The sequence below is a fragment of the Ruegeria sp. AB8 genome (assembly GCF_056542605.1).
In genome coordinates this window covers 16,305-39,618 of record NZ_JBQGAB010000008.1, presented here as the reverse complement: position 1 = coordinate 39,618, position 23,314 = coordinate 16,305, and the positions used below count along the sequence as shown (strand labels likewise).

The following is a 23,314-nucleotide window of genomic DNA, read 5'->3' as shown; positions in this document are numbered from 1 at the left end:
TCCTCCTTTTTTAGGAAACGGATTGCGGTTTGGCGTTCGGATGGTTCGCCGGTGGTCGTCCGAGAGGGGTCTTGAGGTTGACCGACCCTGTCTTGGCCCGCCGTTTTAGCTGGCGGATAACGACGGGACATTTCGTCTCGGACTGATAGAGCACCTGGCAATGCAGACAGGTGACGCACTCGTTCGGGTTGATCTCACCTGTGGGGTGGATCGCCTGAACGGGGCATTCGTTGGCGCAGGTCTGACAGGGGCTGCCGCAATCGGGGTAACGGCGCAGCCAATCGAACATGCGGATACGGGCAGGGATCGCCAGCGCTCCGCCCAGCGGGCAGAGGTAGCGGCAATAGAACCGTTCGATGAACAGCCCAATCCCCAGCAGGGCCAGCGCAAAGACCACAAAGGGCCAGTCACGCATGAATTTCAGAATGATCGCGGTCTTGAACGGCTCGACCTCGGCGTATTTCTCGGCCAGCGGGATCGAGACAAAGCTGATGCCGAAGAGAACGAGGAAGATCATGTACTTCGCAGGCCAAAGCCGTTCGTTCAGGCCCCAAGGCAGGGTCCATTGCGGAACCTTCAACGCGCGCGCGATCTTGTTGGTCAACTCCTGTAGTGCACCAAACGGGCACAGCCAGCCGCAATAGGCCCCGCGCCCCCAGAACAGCAGCGCAGCGGCGACAGCGAACCACTGAATGAAGACCAGCGGGTCCAATAGGAACGCGTCCCAGGAAAATCCGGTCCGCAAGCTTCCGGCCAGTGCCATCAGATTCACCACACTCAACTGCGCATTGGCGTACCAGCCAATGAAGAACAGCGTCATGGTCAGGTATCCGATGCGGAACCAGTAAAAGACGCGCGCGTTCATGGTGGCGTGGAACTGGAAGAAGAAAGTCGCGGTCAGCACCAGCAGCATGACGATAAGAACGCCGATCTCGACGGTGCGGTCCTTCCAGATGCGTTGCCACAAAGCAGCCTTGGCAGCGGCTTCGCCGGTGGCATCATCGACAACAACGGGGGCAGCGACGGGCAGCAGGTACTGTTCCGGCAACTTGTAGCCCAGGTCGAAGGTCAGAAAGGTTTTTTCGACCGCACCCACGGCGCGCTGCACCAGCAGTTGCAGGCGGAAGGGTGCGGCGGGGTCGAACTCGGCGTCGGCCGGGATCTTGAAGATGTCGAGTTCGGTAAAGCTGGGCGCATCCGGCGCGGCCACTTCACCCAGACGACGCTGTTGACGGTCGAAGAACCGCACCGAACTGTCGCCCTGAATCAGTTGAACCCGGTCGAAAATCCCGCCACGCACATAGCCCGAGCCTTTGAAACTATAGGCGCCGCGCCCCAATACCAGAATGGCCTGCTCGCCTTCGTCCAGCCAGTTGATCAGGTTCTGGTATTCAGCCTCACCCAGCAGCGACTTGCCGATGGACGGCACCGAAACCAGTGCCACGTGCATGTCGATGAAGGTATCATCGGGTTCGCCGGGTTCGGGGCGTCTGATGGCGCGCTGATCTCCGGTGGCCTCGAAGGCGGCATTCACCTGGCCGATATCCAGCGTCATCCGCCGGACCGAACCGTCGCCCGAAAGTGTCGTCCAGTCGAAAACAGCATTCTGCGCCATGTCGACTTCGCGTTTCGGTCCATCGGCCTTTACCGGAGACAGTCCACCCAGCCCCAACGCGCGCGCCACTTTGATACCACCACGCACAAGGCTGTCGTCAATCACCATGATCGTCACGGTCGCGCCCGAGATGATGTCCAGGTCATGCCCTTCACCGCCGGTTTCGGCCTCACGCTTGAGGTCCAGGCCGGCATAGCCTTCGGTCAGCTCGACCATGCGCGAATTGGGGATGCCGATCAGAACGATCGGTTCCGAGTGTTTGACCAGTTTCACACCGGTCAGGACCGCGTCACTGTCTATGGCCGCCACCACGTGAATGGGTTTGCCGGAATAACCGGTGGTGCCGACGAAATCAGATGTCAGGAACGCCCAGGCAACCGTTTCGCCCCCCTTCAAAACCGGGGCAACGGGTATGTCATCGCGGACCGGACCAAAGGCATCGGCTTCTGGAACCAGATCGGCAGGAGCAATTTCGGGCAGAAAGCTGGCGAGGCTGTCGGCATGCGCGCTGATCGCCATCAGGCAGGACAGGGTGAAGGCCAGCAGGAAATGGATTGCGCGACTTACGACCATGGCGCACCTCCGATTACTTGGGTGGATGCCATGGACGTGCGCAGGGCGCGTTCAGATTCTTCTTTGGTCAAATGCGGGGGACCCCGGGTTTCGGGCCATAGCCATTTCGGGCTGTACAAATCGCACAGGCGCTGGTTCGCGACGTGTACAAGCCGCACATCTCCGGCCTGCACGACAAGCGGCAGGTCTGGCAGCGGCGCTGCCGTCGTCACCGCGCAAAGCGCACAATCGGCGCATTTCGGACAGGGCGCGGTCGGGTCGTCGGTATCTTCTTCCAGATCAACCTCAACCCAGACCGCCCCTGCCTCCGAGCAGATCTCGATCCACATGCTGTCGCCGGAACTCGCCAGTGCCGGGCCAAGCATTTGTAACAGCAACAGGAATATGCCCACCAAACCGCACACCGCGCGGGACACGCGATCAAACAAGTTATGCGGAGGGCGGAAGGTGGGCATTGAGAATCCAACTCGGCGTTCTTTCCCGAACCCTATGGGATTCTCTCAAGCAGAAACTTGACTTAGGTCAGGTCCGAGAAAATTTGCACCTATTCATCGGCCTCATCCATCAACCCGCGCAGCCAGCGCCCGGCCAGCCATGTCGCTGGAATCCCTAAAGGAATCGACCAAAGGATCGCCGGAACTGGTTCAATTGCGCCGAAACCGGCGCTGTGCAGGATCAGGCCAAGCAAAAACAGGTTGATGGCCACGGTCAGTGCCGTGGCCGGGTACAGCAGTATGGCCAGTTTCCAAACTGGCCATCTGCCCTCAGTGGCTGGTGCCTTCCGAGAAGGTGATCTTGTTCCAGACATTGTATTTCCCCGAAGGTTTGCGCATCGGCAGACGGCGAACTTCCTCCAGCGTCTGCGCATCATAGACGATCACCGCGCCGTCATCCTCCCAGATCGAAACCAACGCATGGCTGCCGTCCTTGGTAAATTCTACATGGGCCACGGTTTTGCCCGGAGCAGGCCGCAAAGTTTTTATGATTTCAAGGCTTTGCTTGTCGATGACATGCATCGCATCCTTGTTGGGTCCAAAGAACACGTCGGCCCAGACGTAGGGTGAGTTCTCATGGCTGCGCATGAAGAACCCGGGCCCTTCGGTCTTGATCCGCTTGACGGTTTCCCATGTCTGCATGTCGATCACCGACACCGTGCCATCGGTCAGATGCGGAGTGGCCATCACGGTTGTATCACCGTGCTGCCATGTGATGCCCGACCCCAGATGCGGCATCCCCGGCAGGTCCAGATCGGCCACTTTCTGACCGATGACCAGGTCGATCACCTGCCCGCCTTTACCATCACGGGACGCACCCATGACGTATTCGTAGCTCTGATCGAAAAAGAAATCGTCCAAATAGTCCGGCGTCGTGATCTTGCGCACCGGGAAGGGGTTGGGGTTCTTGAACTGCCCTTCGATGCGGAAGTCATGACCCAGCCCGGATTGCGGCGGGTTGGCGCCATAAAAGACCTCCCATATCTCGGGCACATCTTTCAGCGCCAGAACAAAACTCTCGCGCGGCGGAGCCTGATACACGGCCGAAACACGGCTGCCCTTGCCCTTCTTGCCTTTGATCTCGATGACCTTGGCAACCGACAGATCCTCTGTCGACAACAAGGTCAGGGTGTTGGGCAAGTAATTTGCCACGGCCACCCATTTGCCGTCGCCGGACATGGCGATGTTACGGCTGTTCAGGCCGGCGCGCACTCGACCCACCTGTTTCAACGCCCAGATGTCATATTTCTGCACCCAGCCGTCGCGCGACATGATGAAGACATATCGTCCGTCGGGGCTGAACTTTGGCCCGCCATGCACGGCAAAGGGGGTCTCGAACCGGTCGAGAACTTCGAACGTGTCACCATCCAGAACGCTGACATGGTGATCGCCGGTTTCAACGACCAGCGTGATGTTCATGGGGTCACTGTCCCAGACAGGGGCATCAACCGATGTGTAATCCTCGTCCAGGGCACGGCTGGCCATAATCTCGGCCTCGCCCCAATCCGGGTCGGTCTCCAGCGGCGATTTAAGCCAACCTGCCAATTCCTCGACCTGCAAGGCGTCAAGCTCATGCGAAAACCCCGGCATCTGTGTCGCCGCCCGCCCTTCGGCAATTACTGCGGCAACACGGGGGCCGCGCATGCGTTTCAAGGTCTCGGGGATCAGCGCCGGACCCACACCGCCCAGACGGCTCTCACCGTGGCACGATGCGCAATGCTCGGCATAGTCTGAAGGCGCATCCGCCCATGCCGCCCCGACACTGAGGATCGAACACAAGACCCCGATCTTCATCTTTTTACAAATACTCCCGCCGGAGGCTTCAGAACTCACCACCCGCACAGGTGCTGGGTGAACAGAACGCCCATTATCAAAAGAACTGATGCGCCGGATCATGACGTTTCCCCCGGAACGGCGTGACCTGCAGACGTTCGCCCGCGTCGTCCACGCCGATTTCTTGATTTGACAGATAGCAGGCCGGATCTTCGGCCCAGGGATCGCCGGTCAGTTGCAAGGCGCGAATGCGGGTGTTGCCGCCACACACATCCTTCAGCTGACAGGCGCCACAGCGCCCCTTCAGCGGGCGGGGGCGCGTGCGCAGCATGGCCAGCATCGGGTCATCACTGGTCCAAAGTTCTGAAAACGATTTTGTCTTCACGTTGCCGACCGTGTAGTCGGACCAATAAGTGTCGGGATGCACGCGACCGAGATTGTCGATATTGGCAACACCCAGACCGCTGGAGTTGCCACCCCATGCGGCAAGATGTTCGCGCACATGCGCCTCTTTCTCTGCATCGAAACGCGAACGTACCCAGTTCAGAAAATACCCGGCATCCGCGTCGTTGTTGCCGGTGACGATATCCAGCGGTCGCCCTCCAGAGGCCGCCTCCCATGCGCGCTCCAACAACAGGTCCAATCCCTTGCGGGTGAGCAGATGCTCGGCATCCTCGCCCCGGTTCTTGTCGCCACGTCCGGCATAGACCAGGTGGGACAAGTAGAACTTGTCCACTCCCTCGTCGTCACACAGTTTCAGCAGGTCGGGCAGGTGATGCTGGGTCCCTTCGGTCAGGCAAAAACGCAGACCAACCTTGATGCCGCGTTTCTTGCATTCACGTACGCCGCGCAGGGCGTCGGCAAAAGCACCCTTGACCCCACGGAACCAATCGTTCGTGGCCCCGATCCCGTCCAGCGAGATGCCGACATAGCTGAACCCCACATCGGCGATCATGTCAGCGGTTTCGTCGTAAATCCGCGTTCCATTTGTCGACAGCGCCAGCATCGGCACCAGATCGCGGGCGCGTTTCGCGATGTCGAAGAAGTCGAACCGGTCCAGCGGCTCCCCACCCGAGAGGATCAGGGCCGGGACGCGAAACTGGCCCAGATCCTCAAGGGTAACCATGGCTTGCTCGTGGCTGAGCTCACCCGGGAAGGCCACATCCGCCGAGACGGTGTAGCAATGGCGGCACTTCAGGTTGCAGCGCCGTGTCAGGTTCCAGATCACCACCGGCTTCACCGGACCCGGACGCCGTTTGCGCACCGGCGTCGGATTGACCAGTTGATGCATGTATTCGGTCAGGCGGAACATGTTTCAGCCTTTCAATTGCTCTTTGGACTTCAGACGCAGCCCGGTTTTTTTCAGGATGCGTGTAGAATAAAGGATGTCTTTGGCGCGGCAGGCGTCGCCCAGAATGGCCGTGATTTCTGCCCGCTTTTCTTCGACCTCGGTCCGGTCCGAACCATGGACCATGGCAAAAAGGTTATAGGGCCAGTCGGGCAGGGCGCGCGGGCGTTCATAGCAGTGCGTAACATAGGGCAGCGCGCCGATTTCTGCGCCCAGTTCGGCAACACGGTTGTCGTCCACATCCCACACGGTCATTCCGTTCGACGTCATGCCCAGCTTGTAGTGGTTGGGTGCCGCAGCGATACGGCGGATCACCCCGCGCGATTTCAGACCCGCAAGCCGAGAAAGCAAGGCGTCTTCGTCCATGCCCAGGGTTTCGGCCACACTGGCATAGGGGGCAGGGACCAGCGGCAGGCCGCCTTGCAAAGCCTCAATGATCTCTCTGTCTTTTGCGTCGATCATGCTGCCACCCGGAAGCCTATGAAAAATTCCTGTAGTTTGGGGAACTGCAGGACGGCGATCCCGGTTTCCCTTTCGATTGCCTCGGCCGCTGTTGCAATCCCTTCAGGTGTTTCGGTCGCCAGAACGAACCACATGTTCAGCCGGTGCGTGCGTTCATAATTATGGGCCACCTCGGGGTGCGCATTGACTTTGGTTAGGACGGCTTCGAAATTCTCGGGTTCAACAGCCATGGCACAGAGGCAAAAAGCCCCCCCCATGGCGGCTGCGTCGAAGAACGGGCCAAACCGGGTAATCACACGCTCTTTCTTCATCCGGGACAGGCGATTCAGCAAATCGCTTTCAGATATGCTCAACGCGTCTGCCACGGCGGCGTAGGGGTTCGGTACCAATGGCAGGTCGTCCTGCATCCTGTTCAGGATTCTGCGATCAATTGCGTCGAGTGTCATGCGGCGGACTCCTTCGGTTGGATCAGCGCGCCGGTCTGTTTGAAGCAGCGGGTCGAAAACAGAACCTTGTGCCGCGCACCGGTCAGCTCCTGAAGCTCGGTCGCGCCAGCCAGCACCTCATACGCTTCGCTCCGCGAGCGGGCGTGGATCATGGAATAGAGCCGATAGGGCCAGACCCCCTCGACCGGATTGCGTTCGTAACACAGGGTGATCCCGGGATGGGCCGCAAGGGCCGGTCCAGCAGTGTCAATCTGATCGGCGGGAAGGTCCCAGACGACCATCGCGTTGGCAGACCATCCGAGTGCACGGTGACGCACGATGACGCCCAAACGCGAGATGATGCCCGCCTCGTGCAGGCAGCGAATGCGCGTCATTACATCTTCGGGCTCTCGACCCAGCGACCGGGCCAGCGCCGCGTAAGGGTCACCGACAAGTGACAGGCCCGAGCTCAGTGACTGGAGCAAATCACGGTCACCGTCCTGCATGGCCGACCGGTCGATCCGACGCGCGCTGGGAACGCGTCGCGCGCCACCGGACATGCGGAACCCCAGATCTACGTTGAAGGGGCGCACCAGCCGCAGGTCGAGAACGCGAAGTCCGGTTTTTTTTCTGATCCGGGCCAGCGTGTTGTCGACATGTGCGCGATCCGGCCCGGTGGCGACGAACCAGAGGTTCCAATCATCTTCCCGCTGGTAGTTATGGTTCACGCCCGGTTCCGCGTCGATCAGGGCAGCAATCTTTTCAATGCGGTGCTCAGGTGCCGCAACCGCAGCCAGCGTGCTTGCGGAAACCGCGCCGGGCGCGATGGTCGCCCCGACACGCGTGATCCGGCCTGCCGCCCGCATGCGGGCCAGCCGGTCGATCACATCGGCCTCGCTGAGCTTCAGTGTGTCGGCCACAACTTGGAAAGGGCGTTCGGTGACTGGAAAGTTGCGCTGGAAATCATCCAGAAGGTGGCGATCGATCGGGTCGGTGATATGGCACATGGGTTACAGGCCTGTTCTGTGCGCGCGGGCGGTGAAGAAGATGCCCGATGGGCTGTCCGCTTCGATTTCACGCAGTTTTTCAAATGTTTGCGTGTCGTAGATCATGACCTTGTTGGCATCCCGGACGCTGATCCAGACCTCATGCCCGCGCGGCGTGAACTCCATATGCAGTACGGCGGGGCCGGGTTTGAATTCGTGGATGATGTCCTTGCTGACACTGTCGATGACCTGGATCGTATCGTTCAGCGGGTGGGCGAAGTTGACCCAGACCTGCCGCCCGTCGGGCCGGGCCATTGCAAAGACCGGCTGGCCATGGGTTTGGGTGCGCCCGGTCTCGGTCAGGGTATCGGCGTCGATCCACAAGACCTCGTGATGGCCAACAGCAGGCAGAACGAATTCACGACCGGTCAGCGCCCAACCTTCAAGATGGGGCATCTTGTAGACGGGCACCTCTTCTTGCCCGCGCCCGTAATCGGACAGCACGCGGATGGGTTCCGGGGTGTCAGCCCAGAGGTCCAATGCCGTTAGGCCATCCTCGCCAAACAGGCCTGTGATATAGGTCCGGCCATTTGCGGTTATCAAAGCGTCGTAGGGGTTTTCACCCATGTTGGGGATTTTGGTGATTTCCGGCCTACCTGAGGAAAAATCGGCAATCCAAGTCTCGCCCGTGTCCCACATGGTGAACACGAACCGCCGACCGGGCGCGTCAACCAGGCCGATGGTTTTGCTGCCGGTCGGAATGTCCGCGACCATTTCAAGCGTATCGGAATCGAACACGCGCACGCCGCCGGGTTCATAGTTGGACACTGCCACCAGCGTACCATCGTCAGAGATTGCGCCGCCGATGGCGTTGCCCGCCTGTACAACACGATTGGCAATCTGGCGGGTGACGATGTCGACCTTGGTCAGACCTCCATCGCGGCCGAACACGTAGGCGAAACGTTCGTCGGGCGAATAGACCAGCGACGCATGAGACAGATCGCCCAGGCCTTCGATCCGGGCCAGCGCCGTGCGCTCGGATTGATCGACCAGCAGGACTGAACCCTGCGCCCGTTCGATCACCAGCCCGAGGTCGCCGGTGGCGGTGGGTTCCGCCTGCGCAGTGGACATCATAAGGGTTGCGGCAAGGCCGAGGATGAGCTGTTTCATTGTGCCTCCGGTTCCAGCAGGTAGCGGGCGATCCACTCGGCCTCTTCTTCCGTGATCAAGGGGCGCCAGGGCGGCATCGCGGTGTCCGGGATTCCGTCAAGGATGACGCCGGTCAAAACTTCGGCGTCGTAATGTGCAAGAGTTCCCGCACGCAAGTCGGGGCCCAGGCCCCCCTTCAAAGACAACCCGTGGCACGATCCGCAATCCTGATGGACAAGCCGCTTCAGAGCGTTGGGGTCCAGCGTATCAGCGGCAATTGCCGAGGTTGCCACCAGCACGGCAATGGTCAGGACGGTGCGCCCGGCCCATCCTGACTGCGGATTATTGCGGGCCGGCGCGGTATTTCGGCGACCGAGCCTAGCCATGAGCCTGTTCCAATAACTCAGCCACGGGTCGCTCGGAATACAGCGAAACGACCTGGCCGATGATGAACAGGGTAGGGGCCGCAAGTTCCGCCTTACGTACATCCGCAGCTAAGCGATCCAGCCGGGAAACAAGGCGGCGTTCAGCGCGCGTGGTGGCCTTGGCGACGGCCAGAACCGGGGTCGATCCGGGCAGGTTTTCTGTCATCAGACCCATGGCAATCTGACCGATATTGGCAACGCCCATATAAACCACCAGCGTCGAATCCGGGTCGGCCAGACGTTTCCAGTCCAGATCCAGGACCTTGTCTGCCTGCCGGTGCCCGGTGACATATTGGACTGAGGTCGCAAGGCCCCGATGGGTCAGTGGCACGCCCGTTGAACAGGACGCGCCTTGTGCCGCTGTAATACCGGGCGCGTATTCGACCTCGACTCCGTGATCCATCAGATAGGCGGCCTCTTCCGAACCGCGGCCAAAAATCATCGGGTCGCCGCCTTTCAGGCGCGCCACAGTATGGCCGGCGCGGGCCTCTTCCAGCAGGATTTCGTTGATGCGGTCTTGTGGGACAGTGTGGCATTTCGGGGCTTTGCCGACAGGTATGAGTCGTGCCCCTTCGGTGTGCATGGCAAGGATTTCGTCCGAGACCAATCGGTCATAGACCACCACATCCGCCTGTTGCAGCATCCGCAGGGCGCGCAGGGTCATCAGCTCCGGATCACCCGGTCCGGCACCAATCAGAAAAACCTTACCGCTCATGTGCAAACTCACTTGTCCTGAATGTCGTCGGAACCCGGTGTTTCCTGCGCGAATCCAGTGTGATTACGGGACGTTGCTGGGTGAACCGGGCGTGTCATGACGGCAGGTTGGCGCATTCACGGTTCAACCTCCTTGACATAAGTTAAGGAGCGCGGGATTTGCATCCGCGCTCCTTACTTCTGCCCGTATGTCTGCTTCTGCTCAGGGATCTACTGTGATCATTCCGATCATGTTCTGTGTCTCCCAATGCGGACCGCACAGATAGTCCTGCGGCCCCGGGGTGAGGAAGGTCAGATCAACCGTTTCCTCGGGAAACAGCCGGTCGCTTTCAGGTTCGCTGCCGTCTTTCAGCAGCACGCTGTGGCTGGTGCGTTTGTCCACGTTCACCCAGCGGACCGTGGTTCCTGCTTTGACGGTCAGTTCGGCAGGGCAGAAATTGTATTTGTACATCAACACAACTTCGGCGTCCTCAACGGCTGACGATGGTTGGCCGAACAGTTCGACATAACGTTCTTCGGCCTCGGCGCAGATTGCGGCTGTGTCTTCGTCGGCCGCAAGCACCGGTGATGCCAGAAACAAAAGTGCAGGAAGAAGTCTTTGGGTTTTCATGATCCAATTCTCCTTACTGAAAGGTTGGGGGCCGGATCCTCCGGCCCCCAACCTTTACTGTTTCACCACGTTGATATTCGCGCTGTCGTCGTCCAGCGCGAGGCTGGTGTTCAGCGTCACATGGTGGAATCGCGCACTGGCATAGTCATCGTGGATTGCAAAGCCGACCGTATAGGTCTGCCCGGGTTCCAGCGGCACATCACCCGGCGCACCGGAGTTCAACGGCCGCGTAAACACGACAGTCCACATTCCGCCGGAAAGCTCGGCCGAGGCAGCGATTTCACCGTCATTGACCACGCGCTGATCCAGCAGATAGCCGTTGGTGGCACTGCCATCGGCATAGACCCGCATCAGGTCAAGATAGGTGCCGTCGGCCAGGTATTGCTCAATCTGCTCGGCAGACTGCAGCTTGTCCCAACCACCCAGGGGCTTGCCACCGCGGCCTTTGACCTCAACCTCGGTGCGGCTTTCGCTGATGTATTTGGTCACTGTGTCCTGCGCGGTCAGACGTCCCGTAACATCACCATTGGCGGCAATGGCATCCGCACCCGGGTCAAAGGGCATGTAGCTGTTGTCGGCGTGACATGAAGCCCAGCAACCCACTTGATCACCCAGCTCAATATCTGTGCCGGTGATCATCATGGCGACCTTGATCTGGTTGTCGGGGTCCATTTTGCCGCCATCAACGAACGGGGCAGGGCTATGGCCCGCATCCGGCCATTGCAGGCGGATATAGAGGTTTTCATCGTCATGCGCTGCCTGAACGGTTGCGTCGATCACCCCACGTTTGCCCGGGATCGGGGTCGGTTCCAGTTCGCCACCGGCAACGATCTTGTTTCCGATGGTGTCCAGTTCCTTGGCGTGACAGGTCGAACACTGATCGCCCCCCTTGGTCAGCGGACGGGCACCGCCGTGGGTCTTGCCGTTCTGCACCCATTCGAAGGACGCCTGACCGGGATAGAAGAGTTTCAGGTCCGCACTGGTCACGGCATTCCAGTCGATGTTCGAAGCGACGTCGCTGCCACCGCCGCCCGCAGGCGCGGCCGAGGCCTCTCCCGCAGCGTTGGCGCGTTCTTCCGCCACAGCGGCGTCAACAGCGGCCGCAATCTGGGCCTGAACAGCCTCTTGCTGGGCTTGTTTGGCGGCTTTTTCCGCGTCGGCCTCGGCGGCCTCCAAGGCTTCGATCTTCTCGAGGCTGGCCAGATATTCTGGCGGGATCGGCCGGACAAACGCAGGGTTCGGGGCTTCCAACTCTTCCAGATACTCGTCGGTTGCACGGTCCCGGATGTTCGAGTGCGCAATCCCCTTGTGGCAATCGATACAGGTCTGACCGGTTTCCATCGCGTTCAGGTGTTGCTGACGGGCGCGGGGTTTCTGGAATTCGGGCATCATCGATTCGAAATCGTGGCAGTTACGGCACTCGCGCGAGTCGGTAGCCTTCATCCGCTCCCATTCGTTCATCGCCAGATGGATGCGTTTGGCTTCGAATTTCTCTGGGGTGCTGATGGTCCCGACCATTTTGCCATAAAGCTCTTTGGAGGCCTGGATTTTGCGGATGATCTTGTGGGTCCAGTCCTTGGGCACGTGGCAGTCTGAACAGACCGCGCCCACGCCGGAACGGTTCACATCGTGGATCGTGCCGGTGTATTCGGTGTATATATAATCGCGCATCTCGTGACACGAGACACAGAACTTCTCGGTGTTGGTCGCTTCCATGGCGGTGTTGAAGCCGCCCCAGAAGATGATGCCTGCAGCAAAGGCGGCAGCGAGACCGGCCACGGGCATTCCCCACAGGAAATACCGGCGCCAGATCGGTGGTTTTTTATCCGGTTCGGAGGTCATATCCGTGCTCCGTTATGGCTGTCTTGTCAGGCCTTGTGTGGCAGGCCGGTGAGTTTGGCTGATAGGTCAAACGAGGAAAGGGCGGGCGAGGGGCCCGCCCTTTCCGGTTCTGGATGCGATCCCGTCAGGTGACGTGGTTCGAACGGTTGTAGACGTTGAACTTGCCGGTCGGGGCATAAAGCCCTTCGATGCGGCCAATTTCTTCCAGCGTCTTGGCGTCGAAGATCACGATCTGACCGTTGGGTTCTTTCGAATCCGACAGGTTCCATTTGGAAACCCAGACCTCGGTACCATCCGCGTTGAACTCGAAGTGAACAGCGGCGCTGCCTTCATCTTCGGTGATCTGGATGGTTTTTACGATCTCGCCGGTCTCTTTCGAGATGACCTGAACGGACTGCTGAATTTCCGGTTCCGGATGTTTGGTCTGGTCAGCCCAGATGTAATCCGAATTCGGGTGTGTGCGGATAAACAGGCCGGGGCCGTCGGTTTCCACTTCGTAGCAAACCTTCCAGGCATCGTCCGGACGGTTCTCTGGGTCGTTGCCCCAGACGGTCACGGCACCAACACCAAGGTGGGTTGTACCGGCAACCGGACCACAATTCGGGTCAACCCAGTTGGCGCCCGGGCCGGGGTGCGGCAACGCAGCCGTGTCGATCATCGCCTCAAGCTTGTGAGTTTCGGTGTCGACGACAACCATCTTGTTCGACGCGTTCGCGGCGATCTGGAAGTAACGGCCTGTCGGGTCGAAGAACCCGTCATGCAGGAACTTGGCACTGTCGATCTTGTCGATCCGCAGGTTCTCAAGGTCGGTATAGTCGACCTGCCACAGCTGACCCAATTCCTTGATCGCGACAATCCAGGTTGGCTCGTTCGGTGTGGTGTAGATTGCAGCCACGCGGGCCTCTTCCACATAGTCCCCGTCCACGTTCACGCCGCGTGTCGACACAACCTTGACCGGTTCCATGGTCTGGGCATCGACGATTGCGAAATGCGGCGGCCAGTAACCACCACCGATGACGTATTTGCCGTCGCCGGAAACGGCCACATCGCGGGCGTCGTAGGCAATCTTGACCTCGGAAACCAACATATTCTCAGGTTTCTGCCAGAGGTCGATCTTGGTCATCTTGCCGTCGCGGCCCATGGTGTACCAGAAGCGGCCCGGATGTTCCGGTTCGGTAGTGCTGTGGTGTTCGGATGCTTTCAGAACGTGGACAGCGTAACCGGTCGGGATGTGTGTCAGCACTTCTTTGGTGTCGCCGTCGATCACGGCCACTTTACCTACGTCACGTTCGATGACGACAAAGAAGTTCTCCCAGTTGCGGCCATGCAGCGGTTCGGTCGGATAGTCGGCTTCTTCGACATAGACCTTGCGTGTCGCTTTCATCTGTTCCAGCGACATCTCAGGCGGCTTGGGGGCCTCCATCATAATGTATGTCGCCATGTCCTTTATTTCCTGCTCGGTCATGATGTCCGAGAAGTTGTTCATGCCGCCTTCGGTCCCCCAGGCGATGATCTTTTCAAGACGTTCCTGCCCAAGCGCGAGGGTGCCGCCTTCGGTCACGGTGCCATCGGCTGCGGTTTTCTTCCAGTGGGGTTCAAGGTTTTTGCCTGTGGCGCCTTTACGCAGAACGCCGTGGCAACCTGCGCATTGCTCGAAATAGAGCTGTTTGGACGATTCAAACGCTTCGTCGCTCAATGTTGGCTCTTCGGCGAAGACTGGTGCAGCGACGCTGCCCAGCAGCATCGCCAAACCGACCCCAAAGGCGCGGCCAGTTTTGTTGTAGCTGATTCCAAGTGACATGATCACTCTCCATTTGCTGGTGAGGCAGGCTGGAGACTGAAACATCACGGAGATGTTATCCTTGACCAAAGTCAACGGAAGGGACGGAAACGGGTTTGTACACAGACTGAAATGCAAAAATAATTCCTAATAAAACACGTGTTTCCGGGTCATGTTTTGCGACGGTTTTGATTTTGGTTAAGTCATCCGGGCCGCCGGGCTGCTACGTGTGGCAAAACGGTCTAGGAGAGCAGAAATGCCCACGATCATCACCCGTATTTTTGGTGAAGGATTCCGAGTTTTTTTCCTGTCTGCAGGTCTCTACGGCTTGTTTGTCGGCCTTGTCTGGGGGCTGTGGCTGGCGGTGCCGTATTTGGCACCGGATTACGGCATGACACCGCCTATGTGGCACGCGCATGAGATGATTTTCGGCTATGCCACAGCAGCTTTGGGAGGGTTCTTCCTGACCGCGGTGCCGAACTGGACCGGTGCGCCCGACGCGCGGGCTCGCTTCATCGCACTGGCGGCAGGGGTCTGGCTGGCCGGCCGGATGGCAATGTGGTTTTCCGGGATACTGCCGCCGCTTGTGGTCGCGGTTTTGGATCTGGCCTTTGTGCCAATTCTGGCAGCCAAGATCGCCACACTGCTCATCCGCCGTCCCAAGCCGCAGAACATGGTGTTTCTCCTGCTGCTAAGCCTCATCTGGGTCGCGAACCTGCTGACCCATCTGGAATGGGCTGGTATTACAAGCGACACACTGCAAACAGGTCTGCGAGCAGGCTTGCTGACACTCTGTGCGATGATCGCCATTCTGGGGGGCCGGATCACTCCCGCCTTTACACGCAATGCAATGAAACGCGCCGGAGAGCCCGAGGCGAACTGGCCGGTCTCGGTGGCGGGCCTGGACAAGGCGGGCATGATTCTGGCCTTGGTTCTGCCCTGTGGCGTTCTGGTATTGGGCGCGACGGGCACGGCCGGAGTGCTGGGGCTGGCCCTTGGCGGTGTGCAAATCCTGCGCATGTTGCGCTGGCGCATGATCTGGTCCGCGCGGCAGCCAATCCTGCTCGCGCTGCACCTGGGACTTGGAATGCTGGCGCTGGGGCTGATTCTTTGGGGGCTTGCGGCATTGGGTTTCGGCAACGAGGTTGCTGCGCTGCACGTTCTGGGCATCGGTTGCGTGGGCGGCATGACCCTTGCGGTCATGAGCCGAGCTGCGCTGGGGCACAGCGGACGGGATCTGATCGCACCCGGCCCGATGGTCGTGGCCTATGGACTGATGGCCGCGGCAGCGATCTCGCGCTGGATCGCGGCGGATATGGAATCTGGCTATCTAGTTGCGATGCTGCTGTCCGATGGTCTCTGGGTCAGCGCATTTGCGCTGTATCTGATCGCCATGTGGCCTGCACTGACGGGTCCACGACTGGGGCGCTCGACCTGAATTTCAATTCCTGTCGCAAGTCTTGACTTTCGTTAAGGCGATACCATGACCCACCCGCCATTCTGAGCAAACTAGCTAATCTGCGCAAAGGAGAGCGCGATGCGAGAAGTCATGACAAAGAGCATGGCTCGCAATATATTCTATGGCGGGTCACTGTTCTTCATTCTAATCTTTCTGGCCCTGTCGGCCCATTCCCACCTGTATATCGTCAATTCCGAAAACGCGGCAAAGCTTGACGACAGTGTGGTTCGCGGCAAGCACGTCTGGGAAAAACACGCCTGTATCAACTGTCACTCGATTCTCGGCGAAGGGGCCTACTTCGCTCCCGAAGTCGGTAACGTGATGACCCGTTGGGGGGTGCTGGACGACCCGGAATCAGCCTTTGAATCCCTCAAGGGCTGGATGGAGGCGCAGCCGACCGGCATTCCCGGTCGCCGACAGATGCCCAATTTCAACCTCAGCGACGAAGAACTCCGCGACCTGACCAACTTCCTGATCTGGACGGACAATATCGACGCTCAGGGCTGGCCGCCCAACGAGGCAGGCTGAGAAAGGGACAAGGACAATGAAATACGAATCCCAAAAAATCGCCTACGCCTACTTCGCAGTGGCAATGGGCCTGTTCGCGATCCAGGTGATCGGCGGCCTGCTGGCCGGACTGATCTATGTATCGCCAAACTTCCTGAGTGAGCTTCTGCCGTTCAATATCGTGCGGATGCTTCACACCAACTCGCTGATCGTCTGGCTGATCCTGGGCTTCTTCGGCGCTGCTTACTTCCTGATCCCGGAAGAGGCCGAGCGCGAGATCCACTCGCCCAAGCTGGCCTATCTGCAGCTGATCATTCTGGTCGTCGGCACGCTGGGCGTGGTCGTGACCTATGTCTTCAACCTGTTCGAAGGCAACTGGCTGCTGGGCAAAGAAGGGCGCGAGTTCCTGGAACAGCCCAAATGGGTCAAGGCGGGTATCGTCGTGGCTGCGCTGATCTTCCTTTACAACGTGTCGATGACCGTTCTTAAGGGCAAGAAGACCGCTATCACCAACATCCTTCTGTTGGGTCTGTGGGGTCTGGCGCTTTTGTTCCTGTTCGCTTTCTACAACCCCGGCAACCTGTCACTCGACAAGCAGTACTGGTGGTACGTTGTCCACCTGTGGGTCGAAGGCGTGTGGGAACTGATCATGGCCTCGATCCTGGCCTATCTGATGCTAAAGCTGACCGGTGTTGACCGTGAGGTGGTCGAGAAATGGCTTTATGTCATCGTCGCCGCCGCACTGTTCTCGGGCATCCTCGGCACCGGCCACCACTATTACTGGATCGGTACACCCGCCTACTGGCAGTGGATCGGATCGATCTTCTCGAGCCTCGAGGTGATCCCGTTCTTTGCAATGATGGCCTTTGCCTTCGTCATGGTCTGGAAAGGCCGTCGTGACCACCCCAACAAGGCCGCACTGTTGTGGTCGCTGGGCTGCGCCACATTGGCCTTCTTCGGGGCCGGTGTCTGGGGCTTCCTGCATACGCTGCACGGTGTGAACTATTACACCCACGGCACGCAGATCACGGCCGCACACGGTCACCTGGCCTTCTACGGCGCCTATGTCTGCCTCAACCTGGCGATCTTCAGCTATGCCATGCCGATCCTTAAGAACCGCGATCCATACAATCAGGTTCTCAACATGGCGTCCTTCTGGCTGATGACCGGCGGTATGGTCTTCATGACCTTCGTGCTGACCTTCGCTGGCACTGTTCAGACACACATGCAACGAGTGGTCGGTGACTACTTCATGGATGTGCAGGATCAGATCGCGATCTTCTACTGGATGCGCCTTGGCTCTGGTCTGGTCGTGGTGCTTGGTGCGCTGCTGTTCATCTACTCGATCTGGGTCCCCCGGAAAGAGGTCATTGAACCCGGCGCAGCTGAAACTCCTGCGGAGTAATGGATATGGACGGCTCCATGCAACTGGGAACGGGGGCGGCTGACGCCCCCTTCTACCTGCCCCAAGGCGACGAATGCGACGTGTTTGCCGCCGCCTATACCAACAACCTGCCGGTTCTGCTGAAAGGGCCGACCGGATGCGGCAAGACCCGCTTTGTGGCCCATATGGCCGCCAGCCTTGGCCGCCCGCTTTACACCGTGGCCTGCCATGATGACCTCGCTGCCGCCGACCTGATCGGCCGCTACCTGCTGAAAGGCGGCGAGACCGTCTGGGTCGATGGCCCGCTGACCCGCGCAGTGCGCGAAGGTGCGATCTGCTACCTTGATGAGGTGGTCGAGGCTCGCAAGGACGTCACCGTCGTTCTGCACCCGCTGACAGACGACCGGCGCATCCTGCCGATCGACCGCACCGGCGAAGAGCTTGAGGCCGCACCCGGCTTCATGTTGGTGGCCTCATACAACCCCGGCTACCAGAACATCCTGAAAACTCTGAAACCCTCGACCCGACAGCGTTTCATCTCGCTGGAGTTCGACTTCCCGTCGCCCGAGATGGAGGCCGAAGTCGTTGCGCAGGAAAGCGGTCTGCCGCTGGAACGATGCAAACCGCTGGTGCGCCTTGCAGGCAAACTGCGCGGGCTTAAGGGTCAGGATCTTGAGGAAGGCGTTTCAACCCGTCTGGTCGTTTATGCCGCAACGCTGATCGCGCAGGGCATGTCCACCGACCGCGCCATCCTTGCCGCCATGATCGAACCTCTGACTGATGACGAGGATATCAAACGCGGGCTCCTCGATCTTGTCACGGCTGTCTTTGGGTGAGGCCGGCCGATGGTCAAGATCGACTTTGAGCCATGGGAACCCGAAGAAACGATCGGGAAACTGTGGCACACCCTTGCCAGCCGCCTCGATGCACCTGAGGTGCATGTTGGAGCCGCGGTCGACCTCTCTGAGGTCGCGGGGCGGCTGGCAGTCCTCTTCCGGGGACTGGGGGGCAGCCCGGGCGTCGAATTGCGCCCGGTCTCTCCTGAAGTTTCGCGCCACCGTCTCGGCTGGCGCCGCCGTCTGGCGACCGAAACCGAACTGATGCCGCGCGCGTCGTTCGACGGGGAAGTACTGCGCCTGCCGGACCGGCTGGCCGTATTCCCAGCGCGCGAAGCAAACGGCGCGCTTTATGTCTGGCTGGCCGCAACTGCCGCCCATGCCGCAACAAGAATTGACGAAGACGATCCTCTGCGCGGCGACCTGCGCGCACTGGTCGCTGCCCGGCACATGGTCGAGGCGACATTGGAAAATGCCCCCGGTCTGCGCCCGCTTTACGCTGAACTCTGCAAGGGCGTTCTGTATCAACGGAACATACCCGGCCTGCCACCACTCGAGGCGGCGGTCGAAGAGGTTGTCCGCAACATGCTGGGTGACCCCGCGCCCCTGTCACCGAAAGCCCAAGAGCTTTTGGCACTGGATGACGATCTCACCGCCCCGCGCGGCTATCAGCATTTCCGCCCGGTCCCGCTGTGGCCCGAGTTGCGCGCCGTCGGGTTTTCCGAACATAACGAGGTTGAAAACCCCGATACCGAGGGTCCGCCCGAAGAATCCGGTGAAAAGACCCACCGCGCGCGGCGCCGGAAATCTGACCAGGCTTCGCGCAGCGACAGTTTCATCCTGCACAAGTTCGAAGCAATCCTCAGCTGGGCTGAGTTTCTGAACATCAACCGTCGTATCGATGATGATGACCCAGACAACGCGAAGAAAGCGGCCGACGATCAGGAGGAGATCGGCCTGGGCCAGATCTCCAAGGCCCCGCCGACCAAGTTGAAACTCCACCTCGATCTTGCGCCAGAAGACGTGAACCGAGAACGCCTGTCAGGCCGCATCCTCTATCCCGAATGGGACGTGCGCACCTGTCAGTACCTGCCCGACCACGTCAACGTTCTGCTGTCCGACGCCGATATCCGCGACGATGCAGCCGAGTTCGGCAAGGACCCCGCCACGGCCCGCCGCATTCGTGCCGTCAAACGCCAGTTCGAAGCCCTGCGCCCCGGTCGGGTCATGACCCGAGGTCATCTGGACGGTGATCAACTCGACATCGAAGCCGCCGTGCGGGCTGCTACCGACCGTCTCGCAAGCGGGGAAAGCAACGAACGCGTCTGGATGCAATCCCGCCCCGAAGCCCGCGATCTGGCGGTGTCGATCCTGCTGGATGTCAGCCGCTCGACCGAAAGCGCCGTCACCGGCCGCGCTGTGATCGACATAGAACGCGAGGCGCTGGCGGCGCTGGCCTGGGGCTTGAATGCCTGCGGCGACGATTTCGCCATCCACGCCTTCAGTTCGCTGAAACGCCAACGCGTATACGTTCAGCGGTGCAAACGTTTTGACGAACCCATGGGGCCAAAGGTCGAGCAACGTATCGCTTCGCTGCGACCGGGGCACTACACCCGGCTCGGAGCCGCAATTCGCCACTGCTCCGCCGACCTTGCCGCGCAATCTCGCAAGCGCCGCCTGCTGCTGGTCATCACCGATGGCAAACCGAACGACCTGGACCATTACGAGGGCCGCCACGGTATCGAGGATACCTGCATGGCTGTGCGCGAAGCCCGCCGTACCGGTCATTCGGTCTTTGGCGTCACCATCGACAAGACCGGCAAAAGCTGGTTCCCGCGCATGTTCGGGCAGGGTGGCTTTGCCGTCATCCCGGACCCGCACCGCCTGACCATGGCCCTGCCGCAGATCTACCGCCAACTGGTCGGCGCATGAGCGACACCACCCTGATCGACGAACTGCCCGGCGAATTGCTGATGTGGGTGCTGATCATCAGTGAACTGCTGGTGTTCGGGGCAGGGCTGATCGCCTTCATGGGCGTGCGTCTGACTGACCCGGCAGGATTTGCCGAAGCCCAGTCGCATCTTCACCGCACCGGAGCTGCATTGAACACCATCGTTCTTGTCACGTCTGGCTATCTGGCCGCACAGGCACTGCGCTGGCGGCGGGATGCCCGCCGGAATACCGCCCGATTGGCACTGTTGGGTGCGTCCCTGCTGGGACTGGTTTTCCTTGTCATCAAAGGGGTGGAATATGCCGACAAAGCAGCGCAGGGCATCAGCTACGAAACCCACCCGTTCTTTCTCTTCTACTATCTGCTAACCGGATTTCACGCCGCACATGTGCTGGCCGGAGCCTTCATCCTCCTGCTGGTTGCCTGGCGGGATGACCCCGGAAATGTCGAGGCAGGCGCCCAGTTCTGGCACATGGTCGACCTGGTTTGGATCATGCTGTTCCCGGTCATCTACCTGCTGGGATGAACATCATGGCCGCCCCTTCATCTTTTTCCAAATACTCCCGCCGGAGGCTCCCGAACCCGCTAACGAAGGCCTGGCTTGGACTACTGGCGCTCAGCCTGGCATCCGCGCTTCTGACCCTGCTGCCTGCGGCGCCTGCGACAATAGGGGGTGGAATCCTGCTTATGGCGTTGCTCAAGGCGCGCCTCATCCTCGCGCGCTACCTCGACCTGACGGACAGCCCCGGCTGGCTACGAGGCTTTACAATGGTACTGACCGGGTTTTCAGTCGCGGTTTTTGGCCTCTACCTGGTATGATAGAAAAAGCCGCCCGAAAGGGCGGCCATTTTATACAATTTTCAAGCCGGTATCACTGCGCGGCCATCGGCCTCCGGGCAATCTGACAGCGTTGCCACAGCGCGGACAGCGCGCCGACAAGATGATCGATATCTGCGTCAGTATGGACGGGCGACGGCGTGATCCGAAGACGTTCAGTGCCTTTGGGAACGGTCGGGTAGTTGATCGGCTGGATATAAATGCCGAATTCTTCTAGCAGTGTGTCCGAAATGAATTTGCATTTCACCGGATCACCCACCATCACCGGAATGATGTGACTGGGGTTGGGAAGATGCGGGATGCCTTCGGCATCCAGTCTGGCCCGGACCTGTTCCACACGAGCCTTCTGCAAACCGCGCTCGGCGTTCGACTGTTTCAGATGCCGAATTGATGCCGCTGCCCCGGCTGCAATCGCCGGCGGCAGGGCGGTCGTAAAGATGAATCCACTGGCGAAGCTGCGCACGAAATCGCACAAGGCGACCGACGCCGCGATATAACCGCCCACTACTCCGAACGCTTTGCCAAGCGTGCCTTCGATGACGGTAAGGCGGTCCATCAGCCCTTCACGTTCGGCGATGCCGCCGCCACGTGGACCATAGAGACCAACGGCGTGAACTTCATCCAGGTAAGTCATCGCCCCGTATTTGTCGGCCAGGTCGCAGATCTCTTTGATCGGGGCGATATCCCCGTCCATTGAGTAAACGGATTCAAAGGCGATCATCTTGGGCGCATCGGGGTCAGCGGCGGCCAGTTTGGCCTCGAGATCTGCAAGGTCGTTGTGTTTCCAGATCACCTTTTGCGCCCGTGAGTGGCGAATGCCTTCGATCATCGAGGCATGATTCAGCGCGTCGGAGAACACGATCAGACCAGGAATTTTCGCCGCAAGTGTTCCAAGCGCGGCCCAGTTCGAAACGTAACCGGATGTAAACAGCAGCGCAGCTTCTTTCCCGTGCAGGTCAGCCAGTTCCGCCTCGAGCAACACATGATCGTGGGTCGTGCCGGAAATGTTGCGCGTTCCACCCGCACCCGCGCCGCAGCGGTTCAACGCATTATGCATCGCGTTGATCACATCCGGATGCTGACCCATGCCCAGATAGTCGTTCGAGCACCAGATCCGCACATCGCGCTGGATATCGCCATCGGTTTGCCGCGCATTAGGGAAATCGCCGCGGTGGCGTTGCAAATCGATGAAAACCCTGTAGTTTCCCTCATCCCGCAATGCGTCGAGGCTTTGACTGAAAAATCGCTCGTAGTCCATGGTGTGTGCTCCCCGGATTGCTGGCTTTGCAGCGAGGTTAATCGCTGCGGCCGAGGCGTGACATGACAATAGTCAAGTTGGTGCGCGGGAAAGGGCTGGTGCCGGGGCGACGGCTTTGGCATAGCCATAAGTCAAGGGAAAGACCGGTCGGAGACCCGGCCTGAAAAAGGGGAATATTCGTGGCCCATGAAGCCGAAAAGGCAATTGCCCGGCAGTCTTTGCTGCTCAGGAGCTTGCCAGAGCAACATGTAGATACATTACTGAGCCAAGCCATCTGGCGCGAATACGACCGTGGGGAAACCATCTTTCTGCAGGAAGAGACGGCTCAGGCCGTTCACGTGGTTCTGGCTGGGTGGATCAAACTGTTCCGGATGTCTCCGTCCGGTGCCGAGGCAGTGGTCAGCGTGTTCACCAAGGGCGAGAGCTTTGGCGAGGCGGTGGCGCTGCGCAATATGCCCTATCCGGTCTCTGCCGAGGCCGTGTCGCGTTGTCAGGTGATGCATATCCCGATCCCTGTGCTGATTTCGCTGATGAAGGAAGACCCCGAAATCGGTATCTCGATACTGGCGGCAACATTTACGCACCTGCATTCACTGGTGGCGCAGTTGGAACAACTGAAGGCGCAAACCGGGGCACAGAGGGTGGCAAAATTCCTGCTGGGTCTTTGCGATCGCGACAGCGGCGCCTGCGAGGTGGTGCTACCCTATGACAAGATGCTGATCGCCGGACGCCTTGGAATGAAGCCCGAAAGCCTGAGCCGCGCGTTTTCGCGCCTCAAGGCAACCGGAGTCGTCATCGATCGCAACCACGCCCGGATTTCAGATGTCACTTCTCTTCTGGAATATGCTGAAAGCGACCCGATGGACAAATGACCGGACTGTCCTGT

At 59.7% G+C, this 23,314-nt stretch carries 23 protein-coding genes; 8 read left to right on the top strand and 15 right to left on the bottom strand.

Annotation, left to right across the window (positions count from 1 at the left end):
• Positions 1–10: 10 nt before the first annotated feature.
• The 14 genes from ACR0CG_RS09940 to ACR0CG_RS09875 all read right to left on the bottom strand — a co-directional run bounded on the left by ACR0CG_RS09940 (position 11) and on the right by ACR0CG_RS09875 (position 14,217).
• Complete coding sequence (locus tag ACR0CG_RS09940; protein WP_480524490.1) at positions 11–2,188, bottom strand: 4Fe-4S binding protein; 2,178 nt, start codon at positions 2,186–2,188, stop codon at positions 11–13.
• Positions 2,179–2,643: a DUF2946 family protein gene (locus ACR0CG_RS09935; RefSeq protein WP_480524488.1), complete on the bottom strand. Its 465-nt coding sequence runs from the start codon at positions 2,641–2,643 to the stop codon at positions 2,179–2,181. The genes ACR0CG_RS09940 and ACR0CG_RS09935 overlap by 10 nt, the downstream gene beginning before the upstream one ends.
• A gap of 89 nt (positions 2,644–2,732) precedes the next feature.
• Positions 2,733–2,996 carry a hypothetical protein gene (locus ACR0CG_RS09930; RefSeq protein ID WP_170678703.1) on the bottom strand — a complete coding sequence of 88 codons (264 nt, stop codon included), beginning with the start codon at positions 2,994–2,996 and terminating at the stop codon, positions 2,733–2,735.
• On the bottom strand, positions 2,953–4,476 hold the full coding sequence (locus ACR0CG_RS09925; protein WP_480524486.1) for a cytochrome D1 domain-containing protein: 1,524 nt from the start codon (positions 4,474–4,476) through the stop codon (positions 2,953–2,955). The genes ACR0CG_RS09930 and ACR0CG_RS09925 overlap by 44 nt, the downstream gene beginning before the upstream one ends.
• A 76-nt stretch (positions 4,477–4,552) precedes the next feature.
• The gene (gene nirJ, locus ACR0CG_RS09920; protein ID WP_170614004.1) at positions 4,553–5,767 is read right to left on the bottom strand and encodes a heme d1 biosynthesis radical SAM protein NirJ; all 1,215 of its coding nucleotides are present in this window, start codon (positions 5,765–5,767) and stop codon (positions 4,553–4,555) included.
• Positions 5,768–5,770: 3 nt separating this feature from the next.
• Positions 5,771–6,265: a siroheme decarboxylase subunit beta gene (gene ahbB, locus ACR0CG_RS09915; protein ID WP_170614003.1), complete on the bottom strand. Its 495-nt coding sequence runs from the start codon at positions 6,263–6,265 to the stop codon at positions 5,771–5,773.
• Positions 6,262–6,711, bottom strand: a complete 450-nt coding sequence (locus ACR0CG_RS09910; RefSeq protein WP_170614002.1) for an Lrp/AsnC family transcriptional regulator — start codon at positions 6,709–6,711, stop codon at positions 6,262–6,264. Before ACR0CG_RS09910 ends, ahbB (ACR0CG_RS09915) begins: the two co-directional genes overlap by 4 nt.
• Positions 6,708–7,697, bottom strand: coding sequence for a siroheme decarboxylase subunit beta (gene ahbB, locus ACR0CG_RS09905; RefSeq protein WP_170614001.1), 990 nt, complete (start codon positions 7,695–7,697; stop codon positions 6,708–6,710). The genes ACR0CG_RS09910 and ahbB (ACR0CG_RS09905) overlap by 4 nt, the downstream gene beginning before the upstream one ends.
• A gap of 3 nt (positions 7,698–7,700) precedes the next feature.
• Positions 7,701–8,846 carry a cytochrome D1 domain-containing protein gene (locus ACR0CG_RS09900; RefSeq protein WP_480524482.1) on the bottom strand — a complete coding sequence of 382 codons (1,146 nt, stop codon included), beginning with the start codon at positions 8,844–8,846 and terminating at the stop codon, positions 7,701–7,703.
• Positions 8,843–9,211, bottom strand: coding sequence for a c-type cytochrome (locus ACR0CG_RS09895; RefSeq protein ID WP_480524480.1), 369 nt, complete (start codon positions 9,209–9,211; stop codon positions 8,843–8,845). Before ACR0CG_RS09895 ends, ACR0CG_RS09900 begins: the two co-directional genes overlap by 4 nt.
• Positions 9,204–9,965 carry a uroporphyrinogen-III C-methyltransferase gene (gene cobA, locus ACR0CG_RS09890; protein ID WP_480524479.1) on the bottom strand — a complete coding sequence of 254 codons (762 nt, stop codon included), beginning with the start codon at positions 9,963–9,965 and terminating at the stop codon, positions 9,204–9,206. Before cobA ends, ACR0CG_RS09895 begins: the two co-directional genes overlap by 8 nt.
• A 201-nt stretch (positions 9,966–10,166) precedes the next feature.
• On the bottom strand, positions 10,167–10,574 hold the full coding sequence (locus tag ACR0CG_RS09885) for a cupredoxin domain-containing protein (RefSeq protein ID WP_480524477.1): 408 nt from the start codon (positions 10,572–10,574) through the stop codon (positions 10,167–10,169).
• A gap of 54 nt (positions 10,575–10,628) precedes the next feature.
• A complete protein-coding gene (locus ACR0CG_RS09880; protein WP_480524475.1) occupies positions 10,629–12,416 on the bottom strand; it encodes a NapC/NirT family cytochrome c in 1,788 nt (595 codons plus the stop codon).
• 124 nt (positions 12,417–12,540) lie between these two features.
• Positions 12,541–14,217 (bottom strand): cytochrome D1 domain-containing protein, encoded by a 1,677-nt coding sequence (locus ACR0CG_RS09875; RefSeq protein ID WP_170613995.1) that lies wholly within the window; start codon positions 14,215–14,217, stop codon positions 12,541–12,543.
• A gap of 235 nt (positions 14,218–14,452) precedes the next feature.
• On the opposite strand from ACR0CG_RS09875, the gene ACR0CG_RS09870 reads away from it, so the two are divergent.
• The 7 genes from ACR0CG_RS09870 to ACR0CG_RS09840 all read left to right on the top strand — a co-directional run bounded on the left by ACR0CG_RS09870 (position 14,453) and on the right by ACR0CG_RS09840 (position 21,152).
• Entirely contained in the window at positions 14,453–15,634 is a 1,182-nt protein-coding gene (locus tag ACR0CG_RS09870) for an NnrS family protein (RefSeq protein ID WP_480524473.1), read from the top strand.
• A gap of 99 nt (positions 15,635–15,733) precedes the next feature.
• Entirely contained in the window at positions 15,734–16,183 is a 450-nt protein-coding gene (locus tag ACR0CG_RS09865) for a c-type cytochrome (RefSeq protein ID WP_480524471.1), read from the top strand.
• A gap of 16 nt (positions 16,184–16,199) precedes the next feature.
• Positions 16,200–17,567, top strand: a complete 1,368-nt coding sequence (locus ACR0CG_RS09860) for a cbb3-type cytochrome c oxidase subunit I (RefSeq protein ID WP_170678681.1) — start codon at positions 16,200–16,202, stop codon at positions 17,565–17,567.
• Between the two features lie 5 nt (positions 17,568–17,572).
• Entirely contained in the window at positions 17,573–18,382 is an 810-nt protein-coding gene (locus tag ACR0CG_RS09855) for an AAA family ATPase (RefSeq protein ID WP_480524469.1), read from the top strand.
• Between the two features lie 9 nt (positions 18,383–18,391).
• On the top strand, positions 18,392–20,314 hold the full coding sequence (locus ACR0CG_RS09850) for a nitric oxide reductase activation protein NorD (protein WP_480524467.1): 1,923 nt from the start codon (positions 18,392–18,394) through the stop codon (positions 20,312–20,314).
• On the top strand, positions 20,311–20,859 hold the full coding sequence (locus tag ACR0CG_RS09845) for a cytochrome c oxidase subunit 3 (RefSeq protein WP_480524465.1): 549 nt from the start codon (positions 20,311–20,313) through the stop codon (positions 20,857–20,859). Before ACR0CG_RS09850 ends, ACR0CG_RS09845 begins: the two co-directional genes overlap by 4 nt.
• Before the next feature lie 5 nt (positions 20,860–20,864).
• Positions 20,865–21,152, top strand: a complete 288-nt coding sequence (locus ACR0CG_RS09840; protein ID WP_480524464.1) for a cytochrome C oxidase subunit IV family protein — start codon at positions 20,865–20,867, stop codon at positions 21,150–21,152.
• Positions 21,153–21,204: 52 nt separating this feature from the next.
• Here the strand turns inward: ACR0CG_RS09840 and hemA are convergent, their stop codons facing one another.
• The gene (gene hemA / locus ACR0CG_RS09835; protein ID WP_170825168.1) at positions 21,205–22,428 is read right to left on the bottom strand and encodes a 5-aminolevulinate synthase; all 1,224 of its coding nucleotides are present in this window, start codon (positions 22,426–22,428) and stop codon (positions 21,205–21,207) included.
• Positions 22,429–22,607: 179 nt separating this feature from the next.
• On the opposite strand from hemA, the gene ACR0CG_RS09830 reads away from it, so the two are divergent.
• On the top strand, positions 22,608–23,300 hold the full coding sequence (locus tag ACR0CG_RS09830) for a Crp/Fnr family transcriptional regulator (protein ID WP_480524463.1): 693 nt from the start codon (positions 22,608–22,610) through the stop codon (positions 23,298–23,300).
• Positions 23,301–23,314 lie beyond the last annotated feature (14 nt).

Coding starts and splice junctions, on each gene's coding strand:
- ACR0CG_RS09940 (WP_480524490.1), bottom strand. CDS start 2,188: ATGGTCGTAAGTCGCGCAATCCATTTCCTGCTGGCCTTCACCCTGTCC.
- ACR0CG_RS09935 (WP_480524488.1), bottom strand. CDS start 2,643: ATGCCCACCTTCCGCCCTCCGCATAACTTGTTTGATCGCGTGTCCCGC.
- ACR0CG_RS09930 (WP_170678703.1), bottom strand. CDS start 2,996: ATGTCTGGAACAAGATCACCTTCTCGGAAGGCACCAGCCACTGAGGGC.
- ACR0CG_RS09925 (WP_480524486.1), bottom strand. CDS start 4,476: ATGAAGATCGGGGTCTTGTGTTCGATCCTCAGTGTCGGGGCGGCATGG.
- nirJ (WP_170614004.1), bottom strand. CDS start 5,767: ATGTTCCGCCTGACCGAATACATGCATCAACTGGTCAATCCGACGCCG.
- ahbB (WP_170614003.1), bottom strand. CDS start 6,265: ATGATCGACGCAAAAGACAGAGAGATCATTGAGGCTTTGCAAGGCGGC.
- ACR0CG_RS09910 (WP_170614002.1), bottom strand. CDS start 6,711: ATGACACTCGACGCAATTGATCGCAGAATCCTGAACAGGATGCAGGAC.
- ahbB (WP_170614001.1), bottom strand. CDS start 7,697: ATGTGCCATATCACCGACCCGATCGATCGCCACCTTCTGGATGATTTC.
- ACR0CG_RS09900 (WP_480524482.1), bottom strand. CDS start 8,846: ATGAAACAGCTCATCCTCGGCCTTGCCGCAACCCTTATGATGTCCACT.
- ACR0CG_RS09895 (WP_480524480.1), bottom strand. CDS start 9,211: ATGGCTAGGCTCGGTCGCCGAAATACCGCGCCGGCCCGCAATAATCCG.
- cobA (WP_480524479.1), bottom strand. CDS start 9,965: ATGAGCGGTAAGGTTTTTCTGATTGGTGCCGGACCGGGTGATCCGGAG.
- ACR0CG_RS09885 (WP_480524477.1), bottom strand. CDS start 10,574: ATGAAAACCCAAAGACTTCTTCCTGCACTTTTGTTTCTGGCATCACCG.
- ACR0CG_RS09880 (WP_480524475.1), bottom strand. CDS start 12,416: ATGACCTCCGAACCGGATAAAAAACCACCGATCTGGCGCCGGTATTTC.
- ACR0CG_RS09875 (WP_170613995.1), bottom strand. CDS start 14,217: ATGTCACTTGGAATCAGCTACAACAAAACTGGCCGCGCCTTTGGGGTC.
- ACR0CG_RS09870 (WP_480524473.1), top strand. CDS start 14,453: ATGCCCACGATCATCACCCGTATTTTTGGTGAAGGATTCCGAGTTTTT.
- ACR0CG_RS09865 (WP_480524471.1), top strand. CDS start 15,734: ATGCGAGAAGTCATGACAAAGAGCATGGCTCGCAATATATTCTATGGC.
- ACR0CG_RS09860 (WP_170678681.1), top strand. CDS start 16,200: ATGAAATACGAATCCCAAAAAATCGCCTACGCCTACTTCGCAGTGGCA.
- ACR0CG_RS09855 (WP_480524469.1), top strand. CDS start 17,573: ATGGACGGCTCCATGCAACTGGGAACGGGGGCGGCTGACGCCCCCTTC.
- ACR0CG_RS09850 (WP_480524467.1), top strand. CDS start 18,392: ATGGTCAAGATCGACTTTGAGCCATGGGAACCCGAAGAAACGATCGGG.
- ACR0CG_RS09845 (WP_480524465.1), top strand. CDS start 20,311: ATGAGCGACACCACCCTGATCGACGAACTGCCCGGCGAATTGCTGATG.
- ACR0CG_RS09840 (WP_480524464.1), top strand. CDS start 20,865: ATGGCCGCCCCTTCATCTTTTTCCAAATACTCCCGCCGGAGGCTCCCG.
- hemA (WP_170825168.1), bottom strand. CDS start 22,428: ATGGACTACGAGCGATTTTTCAGTCAAAGCCTCGACGCATTGCGGGAT.